This is a genomic window from Agrobacterium sp. ICMP 6402 (assembly GCF_009498615.1).
Lineage (GTDB): Bacteria > Pseudomonadota > Alphaproteobacteria > Rhizobiales > Rhizobiaceae > Agrobacterium > Agrobacterium burrii.
This window is the reverse complement of record NZ_QSNV01000005.1, coordinates 275,509-291,075: the sequence shown is the minus strand read 5'-3', so window position 1 is coordinate 291,075 and position 15,567 is coordinate 275,509. Positions and strand designations below refer to the sequence as shown.

Annotated in this window: 13 protein-coding genes; 2 read left to right on the top strand and 11 right to left on the bottom strand. The window is 59.5% G+C overall.

What is annotated here, in order from left to right:
* Window positions 1-12: 12 nt before the first annotated feature.
* The 4 genes from atpA to DXT96_RS16295 form a co-directional block, all read right to left on the bottom strand.
* Window positions 13-1,542 (bottom strand): F0F1 ATP synthase subunit alpha, encoded by a 1,530-nt coding sequence (gene atpA, locus DXT96_RS16310; RefSeq protein WP_149900537.1) that lies wholly within the window; start codon window positions 1,540-1,542, stop codon window positions 13-15.
* A complete protein-coding gene (locus DXT96_RS16305; RefSeq protein ID WP_371418894.1) occupies window positions 1,542-2,108 on the bottom strand; it encodes a F0F1 ATP synthase subunit delta in 567 nt (188 codons plus the stop codon). Before DXT96_RS16305 ends, atpA begins: the two co-directional genes overlap by 1 nt.
* 261 nt (window positions 2,109-2,369) lie before the next feature.
* Window positions 2,370-2,756, bottom strand: a complete 387-nt coding sequence (locus tag DXT96_RS16300) for a phage infection protein (protein ID WP_153515538.1) — start codon at window positions 2,754-2,756, stop codon at window positions 2,370-2,372.
* Between the two features lie 80 nt (window positions 2,757-2,836).
* Entirely contained in the window at window positions 2,837-5,053 is a 2,217-nt protein-coding gene (locus DXT96_RS16295; protein ID WP_149900535.1) for a primosomal protein N', read from the bottom strand.
* Between the two features lie 145 nt (window positions 5,054-5,198).
* Between DXT96_RS16295 and DXT96_RS16290 the strand changes: the two genes are divergently transcribed.
* Both DXT96_RS16290 and DXT96_RS16285 read left to right on the top strand, forming a co-directional pair.
* Window positions 5,199-6,146 carry a tyrosine recombinase XerC gene (locus DXT96_RS16290; RefSeq protein WP_153515537.1) on the top strand — a complete coding sequence of 316 codons (948 nt, stop codon included), beginning with the start codon at window positions 5,199-5,201 and terminating at the stop codon, window positions 6,144-6,146.
* Between the two features lie 183 nt (window positions 6,147-6,329).
* Window positions 6,330-7,424: a TraB/GumN family protein gene (locus tag DXT96_RS16285; protein ID WP_153515608.1), complete on the top strand. Its 1,095-nt coding sequence runs from the start codon at window positions 6,330-6,332 to the stop codon at window positions 7,422-7,424.
* A 16-nt stretch (window positions 7,425-7,440) separates the two neighbouring features.
* Here the strand turns inward: DXT96_RS16285 and DXT96_RS16280 are convergent, their stop codons facing one another.
* The 7 genes from DXT96_RS16280 to DXT96_RS16250 form a co-directional block, all read right to left on the bottom strand.
* Window positions 7,441-7,896, bottom strand: a complete 456-nt coding sequence (locus tag DXT96_RS16280; protein ID WP_194287657.1) for a DUF2867 domain-containing protein — start codon at window positions 7,894-7,896, stop codon at window positions 7,441-7,443.
* A 126-nt stretch (window positions 7,897-8,022) separates the two neighbouring features.
* A complete protein-coding gene (locus DXT96_RS16275; protein WP_153515535.1) occupies window positions 8,023-8,523 on the bottom strand; it encodes a cytochrome b in 501 nt (166 codons plus the stop codon).
* A 128-nt stretch (window positions 8,524-8,651) separates the two neighbouring features.
* Window positions 8,652-10,058 (bottom strand): dihydrolipoyl dehydrogenase, encoded by a 1,407-nt coding sequence (gene lpdA / locus DXT96_RS16270; RefSeq protein WP_153515534.1) that lies wholly within the window; start codon window positions 10,056-10,058, stop codon window positions 8,652-8,654.
* 67 nt (window positions 10,059-10,125) lie between these two features.
* Window positions 10,126-10,770 carry a LysE family translocator gene (locus DXT96_RS16265; RefSeq protein ID WP_153515533.1) on the bottom strand — a complete coding sequence of 215 codons (645 nt, stop codon included), beginning with the start codon at window positions 10,768-10,770 and terminating at the stop codon, window positions 10,126-10,128.
* 13 nt (window positions 10,771-10,783) lie between these two features.
* Window positions 10,784-11,197 (bottom strand): MAPEG family protein, encoded by a 414-nt coding sequence (locus tag DXT96_RS16260; protein ID WP_371418893.1) that lies wholly within the window; start codon window positions 11,195-11,197, stop codon window positions 10,784-10,786.
* A 69-nt stretch (window positions 11,198-11,266) separates the two neighbouring features.
* Entirely contained in the window at window positions 11,267-12,493 is a 1,227-nt protein-coding gene (odhB, locus tag DXT96_RS16255) for a 2-oxoglutarate dehydrogenase complex dihydrolipoyllysine-residue succinyltransferase (protein WP_153515532.1), read from the bottom strand.
* 53 nt (window positions 12,494-12,546) lie between these two features.
* Window positions 12,547-15,543, bottom strand: a complete 2,997-nt coding sequence (locus tag DXT96_RS16250) for a 2-oxoglutarate dehydrogenase E1 component (protein ID WP_149900527.1) — start codon at window positions 15,541-15,543, stop codon at window positions 12,547-12,549.
* Window positions 15,544-15,567 lie beyond the last annotated feature (24 nt).

Sequence of the window (15,567 nt, the reverse complement as noted above, 5' to 3'; positions counted from 1 at the left end):
AAGAGCCCTGATTTAAGAGAAAGACTTGGCGAAGGTATCGAGAGCGCCCTTGAGCTTGCCCTTGGTATCGTCGCTGATAGCCTTTTCCGTGCGGATGGTGTCGAGGATCGCCTTGCCTTCCGAGCGGAAGTACGAAAGCAGACCCTGCTCGAACTTGCCGACCTGTGCGACCGGAACCTTGTCGAGATAGCCGTTGACACCGGCGAAGATCACCGCAACCTGTTCTTCCGTCTTGAGCGGAGAGAACTGCGGCTGCTTCAGAAGCTCCGTCAGGCGTGCGCCGCGGTTCAGCAGGCGCTGCGTGGAAGCGTCGAGGTCCGAGCCGAACTGGGCAAAGGCAGCCATTTCGCGATACTGGGCAAGCTCGCCCTTGATCGAACCGGCAACCTGCTTCATCGCCTTGATCTGAGCGGCAGAGCCAACGCGCGAAACCGACAGACCGACGTTAACGGCCGGACGGATGCCCTGGTAGAACAGGTCGGTTTCAAGGAAGATCTGGCCGTCGGTGATCGAGATCACGTTGGTCGGAATAAAGGCCGAAACGTCGTTACCCTGCGTTTCGATGACAGGCAGAGCCGTCAGCGAACCAGCGCCCATTTCGTCGGAGAGCTTTGCGGCGCGCTCCAGAAGACGGGAGTGAAGGTAGAAAACGTCGCCCGGATAAGCTTCGCGGCCCGGAGGACGACGCAGCAGAAGCGACATCTGACGGTAGGCAACGGCCTGCTTGGAAAGATCGTCATAACCGATGAGAGCGTGCTTGCCGTTGTCACGGAAGTATTCGCCCATAGCGCAACCGGCAAACGGTGCCAGGTACTGCATCGGAGCCGGATCGGAGGCGGTCGCAGCAACGATGATCGAATACTGCAGCGCGCCGCGCTCTTCCAGAACCTTGACGAACTGGGCAACAGTCGAACGCTTCTGGCCGATAGCAACGTAGACGCAATAAAGCTTGTCGCCGTCAGGACCATTGTCGTGAATGGCCTTCTGGTTCAGGATTGCGTCGAGAATGATCGCGGTCTTGCCGGTCTGGCGGTCACCGATGACCAACTCGCGCTGGCCACGGCCAACCGGGATGAGGGCGTCGATGGCCTTGAGGCCGGTCGACATCGGCTCATGAACCGACTTGCGCGGAATGATGCCGGGAGCCTTGACGTCAACGCGCGAACGCTTGGCGGCGTTGATCGGGCCTTTGCCGTCGATCGGGTTGCCGAGAGCGTCAACCACGCGGCCGAGCAGTTCCGGGCCGACCGGAACGTCAACGATAGCGCCAGTCCGCTTGACGGTGTCGCCTTCCTTGATGTCACGGTCCGAACCGAAGATAACCACACCGACATTGTCGGCTTCAAGGTTGAGCGCCATGCCGCGGATGCCGCCGGGGAACTCGACCATTTCGCCGGCCTGAACATTGTCGAGGCCATAAACGCGGGCGATACCGTCACCGACGGAAAGCACCTGACCGACTTCCGAGACTTCCGCCTCGTTGCCGAAATTTTTGATTTGATCTTTTAGAATTGCGGAAATTTCCGCGGCGCGGATATCCATCAGCCAACCTCTTTCAGTGCAAGCTTAAGGGTGGAAAGTTTGGTGCGAAGAGACGTATCGATCTGGCGGGAACCGACCTTGACGATCAGACCGCCGAGGATCGACGGATCGACGGTAACGGAAATCGTCACATCCTTGCCGGTAACGCTCTTCAGCGCCGCTTTCAGTTCAGTTTCCTGCGCCTCGTCGAGCGCATGTGCCGAGGTGACCTCGGCGGTGATTTCGCCGCGATTTGCAGCGGCAATGGTGCGGTAGGCGCGGATCATGCCGGGAACGGCAAAGAGACGGCGGTTATTGGCAACGACCTTGAGGAAATTAACAGCGAGACCGGCAATTCCGGCCTTCTCGCAGATCGCGGTGATTGCCTTGAACTGATCCTCGGCGGAAAACACCGGGCTCGCAACCAGACGCTTCAAATCGTCGCTTTCGTCAAGAAGTGCGCCGAACTTGTCCAGATCGGCTCCAACCGCTTCAACCGCACCCGCTTCCAAAGCAAGCTCGAAAAGCGACGACGCATACCTTTCCGCTACACCGGATGTTCCCTGGGAGGTGTCTGCCACGGGCACTTTTTCCCTGCTAATCATCCAAGATCATCAGCAATGGAGATCCACCGCATCAAATTCTTGAAATCGTTTCAATTTCCCCGAAAAAGACCGGAATTCCCCCCTGTCTTTTCCCAATTTCGCGGTCCGTCTAGCATAGGACGCCGGGACTCGCAACACGCGTAATAGCGGAAAGCGCCGTTTGGGCAAGGGGGAATGCGTTTAAATTTTCCGATTCCGCTCAGGATGCGGGTTTGGTGCGGCACAAAAGCCCAAAACCCCGCTTCAGACCAACCCGAACACGTAGCTCAACGACAGTGCGGACAGCAGAAAGTGTACAACCAGGAGTATGAAATTCCGCATGGTTGCGCCTCCATCCGAGAGAATGGAGAGAATGCCGCCAAACACGCTCAGACCAAAAGCCGCACCAAAGGCGAGATAGACCATGGGCTGCGCCAGAAGCAACGCAGCGGCGCCGAGACCTAGATAAAGGCCGGCAAGCGATGAACGCACAAGCGCATAGCCGTCCCTGCGCTCACCCGCCGGCTGAAGACCGAAAGCGCGCAGCGTCATGCCGGGTGCGAACATGAAAAACAGGCCAATCACGGCCGACACAGCCGCCGCACCGAAGGCCAGCTGCTCACCGAATTCGGCAGGAAAATAAAACTCCATCTCGTTCCCCAAATCATTCTTTTCGTGTGCTGCGTTATGACACGGCCATGACAGCGGGAAAACGCCTTGATTGATAAAGTTCAAAGGAAACTTTGCGGATCGATATCAAGCTGCACATGTACGCTGCCCCGTTCCTTCGGGCCGTTGGCCAAAAGCGTTCGGAGGAAAGACTGCATGTCGGAATTGCGTCGACCGTGCACCAGCAAGCGGAAACGATGGCGGCCGCGAATGAGCGCCAGCGGCGCTTCCGCCGGGCCGAGCAGCATGATGCCCGTAACCTGCGGGGCAGCGGCTCTCAAGCCCCGCGCATGGGTTTCCGCCTCGCCGCGCGTATCGGCGGAGACGATGATCGAGGCAAGGCGTCCGAAGGGCGGCAGAACGGCCTTTTCCCGCTCCACGATCTCCCTTTCGTAGAAGGCCGACGCATCGCCCGAAACGATCGCCTGCATCACGGGATGCTGCGGCTGGTAGGTCTGCAGCAGGCCGTGGCTTTTCAACCCCGTACGCCCGGCGCGGCCCGTCACCTGTGAGAGCAGCTGAAACGTTCGCTCCGCCGCACGCGGATCGCCATTGGCAAGCCCGAGATCGGCATCGACGATGCCGACAAGCGTCATCAGGGGAAAGTTATGTCCCTTGGCGACGAGCTGTGTGCCGATGACGATATCGGCCTCACCCTTGACGATTGCCTCCAGCTCCAGACGCAGGCGCTTGACGCCCATGAGATCGGAGGAGAGCACGATGGTGCGGGCCTCGGGAAAATGTTTCTCCACCTCTTCGGCAATGCGCTCCACCCCCGGCCCACAGGCCACCAGATGATCGAAGGTTCCGCATTCCGGGCAATGATCCGGGGTCGGCTCATTGTGACCGCACTGGTGGCATTGCAATTGATTGCGAAACCGGTGCTCCACCAGCCAGCTGGAACATTGCGGGCACTGGAAACGGTGGCCGCAGACCCGGCAGAGCGTCAGCGGCGCATAGCCGCGACGATTGAGAAACAGCAGCGACTGTTCGCCCTTCTCGATGGTCTTGCCGATGCCGCGCAGCAGAACCGGCGAAAGAAACCCTCCCCTTTCCGGCGGATGGCGGCGCATATCGACAAGATGCAGGTCGGGCATCGCCGCGTCGCCAAAACGTGTATGTAGATGGATGGTGTTGTAACGGCCCGAACTGCCATTGACCTGGCTTTCCACCGAAGGCGTGGCGGACACCAGCACCACCGGGAACTCCGCGATCCGCGCTCTCACCACCGCCATGTCGCGCGCATTATAGAAGACACGGTCTTCCTGCTTGTAGGCAGGGTCGTGCTCTTCATCGACGATGATGAGACCGAGATTGTCGAAAGGTAAAAAAAGCGCCGAGCGCGCGCCGGCAACAACCCTCACCTCACCTGTCACCGCCTGTCGCCAGACCTTTTCGCGCATTCGTGGCGACACATCGGAATGCCATTCCGCCGGCTTTGCACCAAACCGATCCTGAAACCGCTCCAGAAACGCCGCCGTCAGCGCGATTTCAGGCAGCAGGATCAAAACCTGCTTGCCCTGCCGCAGCGTCTCGGCCACGGCCTCGAAATAGACCTCGGTCTTGCCCGAACCGGTCACACCGTCAATCAGCGAGACGTGAAACCCGCCCTTGCGCACATCCTCGAGAATTTCCGACGCCGCCTGTCTCTGCGGGCCTTCCAGTCGCGGCTCAGTATAGTCCGGATCCGGCTCGGCCACGACAGGCGGGGCGGGCAGAAAGACCGTCTCGAACACGCCCTGCTTGACGAGGCCGTCGACAACGCTGGTCGAGACACCGGCGGCATGGGCAAGTCCGCTTTTCGTCCAGCCATGCCCCTCGTCCGCCAGCGCCATCACACGCTCACGGGCGGGGGTAAGGCGCTCCGGCCTGCCTTCGGTCAGTCGCAGCCCCTCGATCATCGGCTCTGGATCGAAAGCGGCCGGCGCTCGAAGCGCCATGCGCGCCACCAGACCGGGCGGAGAAAGCGTATAGGCGGCAACCCAATCGATGAAACGGCGCATTTCCGCCTTCAGCGGCGGGCACTCGAAACTTTTGGTGATCGGCCGCAACTTCTTCGGATCGACGCTTTTCTCGCCAGCTTCGTCCCACACCACGCCAAAGACCTGCCGGGGACCAAGCGGCACCTGAACCACGGAACCGGTCTCCACCACCATATCTTCAGGCACGGCATAACTATAGGGTCCGGGCGCCGGCATGGGCACCAGAACGGGCACCGTGCGCGTGGGCGACGGTGGGTCGAACAGAGCCCCAAACAGATCGGACGAATCTTTTGCCATGATGTCGCGACCATGCCCCGGCGAAATGAAAAAGGAAACCGCCCGGATGTAATGGCTCACCCCGGCAAAGTCCACGCCGGATGCAAAGTGCAGACACAGGCCTTAACCAAATACTGACCATGAGAGCATAGGCTGGGCAACAGGAATGGAGCGCTGCGTGACCGAAATCCTGACTTTTGCCGAAGCCGATCTGTTGAACGAACGTCAATCCTGGCTTACCGCGCTCGCCGGCGAACGCCGCCTTGCCGACAATACCGTCGAAGCTTACGAGCGCGATACCCGCCAGTTTTTGATGTTCCTCACCGGTTACATCGGCAAGCCCGCCGCCATGACCGATATGGCCGATCTGCGCCCTGTCGATCTTCGCGCCTTTCTGGCCAACCGGCGCAAGGAAGGTGTTGGCGCGCGTTCACTCGGCCGGCATCTGGCGGGACTGCGCTCCCTTCTTCACCACCTACAAAAAAAAGGCCTCGTCAATGCGGCCGGCGCCACCGCCATGCGCGCGCCAAAACAGCCGAAATCGCTGCCGAAGCCGCTGACCGACCGTCAGGCGCTGAAGATCACCACGGCCGAGGCGCAGTTGAACGAGGAACCATGGATCGCCGCCCGCAATGCAGCGGTCCTTTCGCTGCTTTATGGTTGCGGCCTTCGTATTTCCGAAGCGCTCGGTCTGACGCCGGCCGATGTCCCGCCCGGCGCCCGCAGCCTGCGCATCACCGGCAAGGGCAACAAGACGCGTATCGTGCCGCTGCTGGCAGTGGTGGCGGAAGCGGTCGATGCCTACAAGAAGCTTTGCCCCTATGCTCTGGCGGCGAATGAACCGATGTTCCTTGGCGCACGCGGCGGAAAACTCCAGCCTGCCATCATCCAGCGGGAAATGCAGAAGCTGCGCAGCGCGTTCGGCCTGCCGGAAAACGCCACGCCGCACGCGTTGCGCCATTCCTTCGCCACCCATCTTCTGGCCGGCGGTGGCGATCTGCGGACTATTCAGGAGTTGCTCGGCCATGCCAGCCTTTCCACCACGCAGATCTATACCGGCGTCGACACCGCAAGATTGTTGGAAATCTACGACAACGCCCACCCGCGTGCATGAAGCATTTCCAGTAAAAGTGCGCAGCGGTTTTACATCAGGATAATGCGTAAAAACAAAACATGGAACACGTCCGACAATCCCGGTCGAACCGGGCGAGCTCTAAAGCAGGAATTGTTTAACCATAGTCATTAACCAGACGTGCAAGCCGCCGTTCTATAAGCGAACGAGAACCGGATGAGACCCATGCACAGCCTGATGAAGCCACAAAATTTCACCGCTACCCTGATGGGCAAGACCGGTGACGCCCTGCTCTGGTTGCTGGCGGCAATGCATATCGCAGCCATCGCAATCCTGCTCGCCACCTTGCTATCGCTGGGTGAGGCGCAGGCCGCCGAGCAGAAGATTAGCTGCACGGGCAGCGACATTCTTGTGGAGATGCGCAAGAGCGATCCGCAGGGCTTTGCGAAGATCGAACAGGAAGCCGCCGCGATCCCGAACGGCAAGGGTAATTTCTGGCGTATCGAAAAGGCCGGAACGGCCCCGTCCTTTCTTCTCGGCACCATGCATGTCACCGATCCGCGCGTTCTCGGCATGCCTGCCGCCGCTGCACCTGCCTTCGAAAAATCCGCAACTGTCATCGTGGAATCGGACGAAATCGTCGATGACAAGAAGATCGCCGCATCGCTGCTGGCCAAGCCGGAACTCACCATGTTTCTGGACGGCAAGTCGATCACCAACATCCTGTCGCCGGAAAATGTCGCGCGGCTTGAAAAAGGCCTCAAGGAGCGCGGCATTCCGCTGAACGCCGTTTCGCGCATGAAGCCGTGGATGCTGTCTAGCTTCGTCGCCCTTCCCGCCTGTGAATTCGCCCGCAAGGCCACCGGCCTGTCTTTTCTCGACAAGAAGCTGGCCGAAGATGCGGTCGCGGACGGAAAACGTCTCGTCGGGTTGGAAACCATGGTTGAGCAGTTGACGGCCATGTCTGAGCTGCCGATGGAATTTCATCTACAGGCGCTGATCGAAACGCTGGAACTCGGTGATCGCATGGACGATATCATGACGACCATGACCGATCTTTACGTCGCGGGCGATATCGGCATGACCATGCCCATGCTGAAAAGCCTCGACACCAAAAAACCGGCAGAGGGCGATCAGGGTTATGCCGCCTTCGAGCAACGCATCATCACCGACCGCAACCACGTCATGGCGGATCGGGCGACCCCCGAGCTTGCCAAAGGCAATGTCTTCATGGCCGTCGGCGCATTGCACCTGCCGGGTGAGGAAGGCGTGATCGAATTGCTGCGCGCAAAGGGCTTCACGCTCACACGGGTCGACTGATCCTCTTCCCCGAGACCTAAACGGGCCGGACATTGGCGCAGAACGGCCGCATAGTCGCCGGCACGATGCGCCGATGGAACGGCCCGACCATAAAAAGATATAGCCACCCGAACAGGTTCTTGCGTCTGACGATGGTCGTGACGGTTACCACCTGCCGGTCCATTTCCTGTTCCAGATCCACGACGATGCGGAAATCGAGATGGCTGTCGTCAAAACCGAGTACGGTTCGGTCGGCTGTAGACGACAGTACCGGAAATCCCCCCGCCGAAGCACCCGCCACCAGCTCAACGGTCCTGAGGCCGAAAAGCGATACAATACGATTTCGAAGCGCCATCAGGCTGCTGATCCACGCCGGGGGATGGTCGAGAAGAAGCCTGCTCACATTGAGCGAGGACGATTCTGGCGTCACCATTTCTCCCTGAAAGCGATCCCACCCGTCAGCGCCCGGCAATATGTCTTCGCTATCCCGCATCCCTGAACCCCAGCCGCCCGATGCGGCAAGGCTGACCATCTTCTTTTTCTGGCGGAGAAGAAACGCGACAAACCGCCGCTTGGAGCATGTCCGGCAAATTGCGAAGCGGCTTTCTCCGGAAATGCTCTAGCCGTGCGTCATGCGCTTCAGAACACTGGTGCGCCAGTAAAACTGGTGGACCAGAACGGCAACGACATGGCCGGCGATCAACACCCACATCAGCGCCTTGAAGGGGCCGGAATGCAACTGCCCGGCCGCCTCAGCGCCGAAGTAATAAGCGGCGATACCGGACAAAGGAAGTACAAAGAACAACGCGTAGAAGGTGAAATGTGCGACTTTGGCAGCGATTTGAAACGGTCGCGGCTCCTCGACGGGATGCGGCGGCACGCCCTGGAAGACGCGCAGACAGAGGCGCAGAACTGCAAGCAACAGGATGGAGAAACCGACATAGGCGTGAATATTGGCCGAAGAAATCTGCTCCGGCGTCAATGTTTCGCCCCGCCGCATCAGCCGGTAGGCATGTGCCATGGCGTCGGGAAACAGCAGGTTGAAGAAGATCAAAAGCGCCATTATCCAATGAATGACGCGCTGCGGGACAGAGAAGGAAACTTGAGTGGAATACGCCATTTTATTGCCTTTTATCAAAAGGTTAGATCGGCTATGGCGCGAGTATGAAAAACCCCGGCCTGCATGGCAAGCCGGGGGTCGACAGATGACTGAAATTTAATATTTCGAGCGACGGGCTTAAACGCCGATCACATGTGGATCGGCTTGAAGAAGGTCGCGAGCGCTGCTTCCTTCACGGCTTCCGACATGGTCGGGTGCGCGTGGCAGGTGCGGCCGAGATCTTCCGAAGAACCGCCAAATTCCATCAGCACAGTGATCTCGTGGATCATTTCGCCAGCGCCGAAACCGACGATATGGCCGCCGAGAACCCGGTCGGTTTCCTTGTCGGCGAGGATCTTCACGAAACCATCCGTCACCTGCATGGCGCGAGCGCGGCCATTGGCGGTGAAGGGGAACTTACCGACCTTGTAGGCGATGCCAGCGGCCTTCAGTTCTTCCTCGGTCTTGCCGACGGACGCGATTTCCGGCTGCGTGTAAACCACGGCCGGGATGACATCATAGTTCACATGGCCGCGCTGGCCAGCGAGAATTTCCGCAAGCGCAACGCCCTCGTCTTCCGCCTTGTGCGCCAGCATCGGACCCTTCACGACGTCGCCGATCGCATAGATGCCCTCGACATTGGTCTTGTAATGACCGTCGATTTCGACGCGGCCGCGGCTGTCGAGCACAACACCGGCTTCGGCAAGGCCGAGGCCTTCAGTGTAAGGCTTGCGGCCGGTCGAGATCAGCACAACGTTTGCTTCCAGCGTCTCGGCAGCACCGCCCTTCACCGGCTCAAACACCACCTTCGCGCCGGCGGCGGTCTTTTCAACACCCGTCACCTTGGCGCCGAGCTTGAAATCGAGGCCCTGCTTGGCGAGCAGACGCTGAGCCTGCTTGGAAACTTCGCTGTCCATGCCGCCGAGAATATTGTCGAGATATTCGACAACGGTAACCTTCGCGCCAAGACGCGACCAGACCGAACCAAGCTCGAGGCCGATCACGCCGCCGCCGACAACGATCAGCTTTTCCGGAACCTTGGAAAGAGCGATCGCACCGGTGGAGGAGACGATGACGCTTTCATCGATATCGACCTGAACGCCCGGAATGCCGGCAACATCGGAACCGGTGGCGATGACGATGTTCTTCGCCTCGATCTCCTGCGTCTCACCCTTGTCGTTGGTGACGGAAACCTTGCCGGCGGAAACCACCTTGCCGGCGCCCTGGAAGGCATCGATCTTGTTCTTCTTGAACAGGAAGGCAACGCCATCGACATTGGCCTTCACCACGCCGTCCTTGTGGCCCATCATCTTTTCAAGGTTAAGCTTCGGAGCAGCGACTTCGATACCCAGCGTATCAACGCCATGGGCAACATGCGCGAAGGTTTCGGAAGCGTGCAGCAGCGCCTTGGACGGGATGCAGCCGACATTGAGGCAGGTGCCGCCATAGGTCGCGCGCTTTTCGATGACAGCGACCTTCAGGCCGAGCTGTGCCGCCTTGACCGCGCAAACATAACCGCCGGGGCCTGTGCCGATTACAACTACATCATATGCCATGTTCGTTTTCCTGATTGATGTCGGGCAAGATACCGGATCATTGCCCTGCTTGCGTTTGACCTGAAACTCAGGCCGCTTTTTCCGTTGCGAGTTTTATACCGAGTGCAATGAAGACCACGCCGCTGGTGCGGTCGATCCATTGGCTGGCGCGCTGAAATGCAGCGCGCATGCGCGGCGTCGTCATGAACAGGCTGACGCCGACGAACCACAGGATAAGGCAGCTCGCCATGACGAGACCATATCCGAATTTGATGGCGACCGGCGTATGGGCATGAACCACCGTCGAAAAGATCGACAGGAAGAAAAACACCGGCTTGGGATTGAGCGCATTGGCGGCGAAACCGAGCGTAAAGGCCTTCAGGGCCGTCTGGCTGCTTTTGACCTGAACACCACCCTCGCCATCAGCCGACGGCAATTCCGTCTTGCCAGCGCGCAGCGCCTTGATGCCGATATAGATCAGATAGGCGACACCCAGCCACTTGACGATGTTGAAGAGATAGATCGACTGGGAAATGATGAGACCAAGTCCGAGGATCGTATAGGTGACGTGGAACATCAGCGACGTTCCCACCCCGAAGCTGGTGATGATGGCCTGCCTGCGCCCATGCACCATGGCTTGGCGCATCACCATCGCGAGATCTGCGCCGGGGGAGACGATCGCGAAAAAGAAGATCGCCATCAGGGATGCAAGCTCGATTAAATACTGATGCATCTGAAACAAGCCTCTAGAACATCAACACGAAAAGCATCAGCAGCAGGCCGAGCAGGGAGCAGAGCCAGAGCAATGAGCGGATATAAGGCACGCCGGCCAGATAAAGCGGTATGTAAATCACTCGGCAGATCAGCCATATCCACGCGCCGGTCAGTGCCAGCCCGGACGGATCGCCGGCCATGATGACGCCGAAGGCGAGCGCTATGAAAGCGGGATAGGTTTCCCGGAAATTTTCAGACGCGCGCGCTGCACGGCCGGCAAGCCTGCCTTCCGGTTTCTTCTCCGCATCCCGTGGGCCGGCATTCCAGTCCAGCCCCAGTTCCCGCGTCGCCGTCATGGCTTGCAGCATGATATGCACCACAAGCAGCAGGACGCTGAGACCGATCAGCGGTAAAAAGGGTGAAGCGGCAAGAAATGTCGGCTGCACTTTCGCTCTCCTGATGCAATTTCAGCGGGACCTCAGTTGAAATCCCGCTGAAAGGAAAAGCAAGACCGATTAAAGATCGAGAACCAGACGTTCCGGATCTTCGAGGCTTTCCTTGACGCGAACGAGGAAGGTCACGGCTTCCTTGCCGTCAACGATGCGGTGATCGTAGGAGAGCGCCAGATACATCATCGGACGGATGACGACCTGACCGCCGATGGCGACCGGACGCTCCTGGATCTTGTGCATGCCGAGAATGCCCGACTGCGGTGCGTTGAGGATCGGCGAAGACATCAGCGAGCCGTAAACGCCGCCATTGGTGATGGTGAAAGTGCCGCCCTGCATGTCGGCCATGCCAAGCGAACCGTCACGGGCAGCCTTGGCGAGGCGGCCGAGTTCTTTTTCGACGCCAGCGATGGACAGCTGGTCGGCATCGCGGATAACGGGAACGACGAGACCCTTGTCGGTGCCGACAGCCATGCCGACGTGACAATAGTTCTTGTAGATGATGTCCGTGCCGTCGATTTCAGCGTTAACGGCCGGCAGTTCCTTCAGCGCGTGGGTCACGGCCTTGGTGAAGAAGCCCATGAAGCCGAGCTTGACGCCATGCTTCTTCTCGAACACGTCCTTGTAACGGTTACGCAGGTCCATAACCGCGCTCATGTCCACCTCGTTATAGGTGGTGAGCATGGCGGCGGTGTTCTGCGCATCCTTCAGGCGACGGGCAATCGTCTGACGCAGACGCGTCATCTTCACGCGCTCTTCGCGAACCTGATCCTGCTCGGCAGACACCGGACGGGGAGCAGCAACCGGAGCCGGAGCGGCGGCAGGTGCCGAAACACCCTTGGCAACGGCGGCGAGAACGTCGCCCTTCAGAACCTGGCCACGCTTGCCGGAACCGTCAACCTGATCGGCAGACAGGTTGTTTTCGGCAAGCAGCTTGCCGGCGGCAGGTGCAGGCGGCATGGCGCTGGCGGCAGGTGCAGCAGCGGTTGCTGCCGGTGCCGGTGCGGCAGCGGCAGCAGGCTTTGCAGCCGGTGCGGCGGTTGCAGCGCCGGCGGCGCCTTCGGCGATCTGGCCGAGAAGCGCATCGAGACCGACGGTTTCGCCATTCTGCGCAACGATTTCGGTCAGCACGCCGGAGGCGGGCGCCGGGACTTCGACGGTAACCTTGTCGGTTTCCAGTTCAACGAGCGGTTCGTCGGCCTTGACGGTATCGCCGACCTTCTTGAACCAGGTGCCGACGGTCGCTTCGCTGACGGATTCGCCGAGGGTAGGTACGCGGATTTCAGTGGCCATGATCTAGTTCCGTTATTCGGGTGTCTTTTATACGGGGCGATGCGGGAGAGTTCTCACTCTCCCAGCGCGTCTTCCAGGAACGCAGCAAGCTGCGCCAGATGCTTGGACATCAGGCCGGTCGCCGGAGAGGCGGCAGCCGGACGGCCCGTGTAACGGACCTTCTGGTACTTGGCGTCGATATGCGCCAGCACCCATTCCAGGTAAGGATCGATGAACGACCACGAACCCATGTTCTTCGGCTCTTCCTGGCACCAGACCATCTCCGCGTGGCGGAAACGGGAAAGCTCGTTGATGAGCGCCTTGGCCGGGAACGGATAGAGCTGTTCGACGCGCAGCAGATAGATGTCGTCGATACCGCGCTTTTCACGCTCTTCCAGCAGGTCGTAATAAACCTTGCCGGAACACATGACCACGCGACGGATCTTCGCGTCCTTCTGCAGCTTGATCGGGCCGTCCTTGATGACTTCGGCATCATCCCACAGGAGACGGTGGAACGAAGACTCACCAGCAAGCTCCGCCAGCGAAGAAGTGGCGCGCTTGTGACGCAGCAGCGACTTCGGCGTCATCAGGATCAGCGGCTTGCGGAAGTCGCGTCTCATCTGACGGCGCAGGATGTGGAAGTAGTTAGCCGGCGTCGTGACGTTGGCAACCTGCATATTGTCTTCCGCACACATCTGCAACCAGCGTTCCAGACGGGCGGAGGAATGTTCCGGACCCTGACCTTCATAACCATGCGGCAGAAGGCAAACGAGACCGGACATGCGCAGCCACTTGCGTTCACCCGACGAGATGAACTGGTCGAACACAACCTGTGCGCCGTTGGCGAAGTCGCCGAACTGGGCTTCCCAGAGCGTCAGCGCATTCGGGCGGGCAAGCGAGTAGCCATATTCGAAGCCGAGAACGGCTTCTTCCGAAAGCATCGAGTTGATGACTTCGTAGCGGGCCTGCGTCGGGGCGAGATTGGCGAGCGGAATGTAACGCTCTTCGGTCTCCTGATCGTAGAGAACCGAGTGGCGCTGCGAGAAGGTGCCGCGTTCGCAATCCTGACCGGAAAGACGGATCTTGTGGCCATCGACGACAAGCGAACCGAAAGCCAGCGCTTCCGCCATCGCCCAGTCGATGCCCTCACCCGTCTCGATCATCTGTGAGCGGTTTTCCATGAAGCGCTGGATCGTGCGATGCGCGGTGAAGCCTTCCGGAATGGTCGACAGTTTCTTGCCGATTTCCTTCAGCTGCTTCATCGGCACGCCGGTCTTGCCACGACGCTGCTCATCGGCATTGTCGGCGGCGCGCAGGCCGGACCACTGACCATCCAGCCAGTCGGCCTTGTTCGGCTTGTAGGACTGACCTGCCTCGAATTCCTGCTCGAGATGGGCGCGCCAATCGGCCTTGACCTTCTCGAAATCACCTTCGGTGATCAGACCTTCCGCGATCAGGCGGTCGGCATAGATGCGGGCAACAGTCTTGTGGCCACGGATGACCTTGTACATCTTCGGCTGCGTGAACGCCGGCTCATCGCCTTCGTTGTGGCCGAAGCGGCGGTAACAGAACATGTCGATGACGACAGGCTTGTGGAACTTCATGCGGTATTCGGTCGCAACCTTGGCCGCATAGACCACAGCTTCCGGATCGTCACCGTTGACGTGGAAGATCGGCGCTTCGATCATCTTGGCGACATCAGACGGGTAGGGCGACGAGCGCGAGAAGGCCGGATTGGTGGTGAAACCGATCTGGTTGTTGATGATGAAATGCATCGTGCCGGCAACGCGGTGACCGCGCAGGCCGGACAGGCCGAGAATTTCCGCAACCACGCCCTGACCCGCAAAAGCGGCATCGCCATGCAGCAGCAGCGGCAGTACCTTGGCGCGTTCAGACAACGGAATGATGTCACCGTCCCACTGCTTGGCCAGCTGGTCCTGCTTGGCACGGGCCTTACCCATGACAACAGGGTTGACGATTTCAAGGTGCGAGGGGTTGGCCGTCAGCGACAGGTGAACCTTGTTGCCGTCGAATTCGCGGTCGGAGGAGGCACCAAGATGGTACTTCACGTCACCAGAACCTTCGACGTCATCAGGCTTGAACGAACCGCCCTTGAACTCATGGAACACAGCGCGGTGCGGCTTGCCCATGACGTTGGTCAGAACGTTCAGACGACCACGGTGGGCCATGCCGAGAACGACTTCCTGAAGACCATCCTGGCCGCCGCGCTTGATAATCTGCTCCAGCGCCGGGATCAGCGATTCACCGCCATCGAGGCCGAAACGCTTGGTGCCCTTGAAACGCACGTCGAGAAACTGCTCGTAACCTTCGGCTTCGACCAGCTTGGAAAGAATGGCCTTCTTGCCCTCAGGCGTGAAGTCCACACCCTTGTCCGGGCCTTCGATACGCTCCTGAATCCAGCCCTTTTCCTCCGGGTTGGACATGTGCATGAATTCGACGCCGAGCGTCGAGCAATAGGTGCGCTCGAGAATTTCGACCATTTCGCGCACGGTCGCATATTCAAGGCCGAGCACGTTATCGATGAAAATCTTGCGGTCGTAATCGCTGTCTTCGAAGCCATAGGACTTCGGTGAAAGCTCATTGTAATCTTCAACGGCGCTGGCGATGCCGAGCGGATCGAGCTTGGCGTGCAGGTGGCCGCGCATACGGTAAGCGCGGATCATCATGATGGCGCGAACGCTGTCACGGGTCGCCTGCAGCACTTCCGCTTCGCTGACGGGCTTGCCGGTCGCGGCGCTCTTCGTATCGGCTTTCGCCTGAACCTTTTTCTCGATGGCCTTCTCGACCGTGGCCCAGTTGCCGTCAAGTGCGGAAACCAGTTCGCCATTCGCCGGGATCGGCCAGTTGGCCCGCTTCCAGGAGGCGCCCTTGGCTGCCTTCTTCACGTCTTCCGGATTATCGGACAACGCCTTGAAGAAGCTCTGCCACTCCGGCGACACGGAAGAGGGATCCTCTTCGTACCGGGCATAGAGCTGCTCGATATAGGCTGCATTCGCGCCGTCCAGAAACGACGTGATCTGAAACTGCTCGTTCGCTTCTTGCCTTGCCATTTTCGTTCCTGCGGACTTGTCCGT

Bases quoted from the DNA above. Each gene is read 5' to 3' on its own strand.
- atpA (WP_149900537.1), bottom strand. From the start codon at position 1,542: ATGGATATCCGCGCCGCGGAAATTTCCGCAATTCTAAAAGATCAAATC.
- DXT96_RS16300 (WP_153515538.1), bottom strand. From the start codon at position 2,756: ATGGAGTTTTATTTTCCTGCCGAATTCGGTGAGCAGCTGGCCTTCGGT.
- DXT96_RS16295 (WP_149900535.1), bottom strand. From the start codon at position 5,053: ATGGCAAAAGATTCGTCCGATCTGTTTGGGGCTCTGTTCGACCCACCG.
- DXT96_RS16290 (WP_153515537.1), top strand. From the start codon at position 5,199: ATGGAGCGCTGCGTGACCGAAATCCTGACTTTTGCCGAAGCCGATCTG.
- DXT96_RS16285 (WP_153515608.1), top strand. From the start codon at position 6,330: ATGCACAGCCTGATGAAGCCACAAAATTTCACCGCTACCCTGATGGGC.
- DXT96_RS16280 (WP_194287657.1), bottom strand. From the start codon at position 7,896: ATGCGGGATAGCGAAGACATATTGCCGGGCGCTGACGGGTGGGATCGC.
- DXT96_RS16275 (WP_153515535.1), bottom strand. From the start codon at position 8,523: ATGGCGTATTCCACTCAAGTTTCCTTCTCTGTCCCGCAGCGCGTCATT.
- lpdA (WP_153515534.1), bottom strand. From the start codon at position 10,058: ATGGCATATGATGTAGTTGTAATCGGCACAGGCCCCGGCGGTTATGTT.
- DXT96_RS16265 (WP_153515533.1), bottom strand. From the start codon at position 10,770: ATGCATCAGTATTTAATCGAGCTTGCATCCCTGATGGCGATCTTCTTT.
- odhB (WP_153515532.1), bottom strand. From the start codon at position 12,493: ATGGCCACTGAAATCCGCGTACCTACCCTCGGCGAATCCGTCAGCGAA.
- DXT96_RS16250 (WP_149900527.1), bottom strand. From the start codon at position 15,543: ATGGCAAGGCAAGAAGCGAACGAGCAGTTTCAGATCACGTCGTTTCTG.